Genomic DNA, 1,100 nt, shown 5'->3' on the forward strand with positions numbered 1-1,100 from the left:
TTCGGAATGGGACCGGGTGTGTCACTTCCGCTCTCACCACCAAACAAACCCGTGAGGCCAACACTTGTCGGCCAGGTCTGCTCGGTCTTGATCGAGCTCACCCAAACCGCTTGGTCTGGGTGGTGTGGATCCTGGGTGTGTTGCCTCAGAATCGCATAGTGTGCGTGAAATGTCTCATTGAGCGTGTCTACTTGTTTCGCTCTGCGCAACCATCCCCATAAAGGGGGGTTGAAAAAGTGTTAAGTTCTCGGCGGTTAGTACCGGTCCACTCCACACCTTACGGCGCTTCCATGTCCGGCCTATCAACCCGGTCATCTTCCGGGCGCCTCACCAGCTTAAAAACTGTCGGAGATCTCATCTCGAAGCACGCTTCCCGCTTAGATGCTTTCAGCGGTTATCGCTCCCGAACGTAGCCAACCAGCCATGCCCCTGGCGGGACAACTGGCACACCAGCGGTTCGTCCATCCCGGTCCTCTCGTACTAGGGACAGCCCTTCATCAAATCTCCTGCGCGCGCGGCGGATAGGGACCGAACTGTCTCACGACGTTCTAAACCCAGCTCGCGTGCCGCTTTAATGGGCGAACAGCCCAACCCTTGGGACCAACTCCAGCCCCAGGATGCGACGAGCCGACATCGAGGTGCCAAACCATCCCGTCGATATGGACTCTTGGGGAAGATCAGCCTGTTATCCCCGGGGTACCTTTTATCCGTTGAGCGACACCACATCCGTACGTCGGTGCCGGATCACTAGCCCCTGCTTTCGCACCTGCTCGACCCGTCAGTCTCACAGTCAAGCACCCTTATACGCTTACACTCACCGACCGGTTTCCAACCGGCCCGAGGGTACCATTGGGCGCCTCCGTTACCATTTAGGAGGCAACCGCCCCAGTTAAACTACCCACCAGGCACTGTCCCCCGACCCGATCAGGGCCGCGGGTGAGACACATCATCTCATCAGAGCGGTATTTCACCAACGCCTCCACCACGACTAGCGTCGCAGCTTCCCAGGCTCCCGCCTATCCTACACAAACCAGACAATATGCCAATACCAAGCTATAGTAAAGGTCCCGGGGTCTTTCCGTCCTGCCGCGCGAAACGAG

At 57.9% G+C, this 1,100-nt stretch carries 1 rRNA gene; it reads right to left on the reverse strand.

What is annotated here, in order from left to right:
- Nucleotides 1–234: 234 nt before the first annotated feature.
- Nucleotides 235–1,100 (reverse strand): 23S ribosomal RNA (locus FAB82_RS04760); the annotation flags it as partial.

Origin of the sequence: Glycomyces buryatensis (genome assembly GCF_004912275.1) — a bacterium.
Taxonomy (GTDB): Bacteria; Actinomycetota; Actinomycetes; order Mycobacteriales; family Micromonosporaceae; genus Glycomyces; species Glycomyces buryatensis.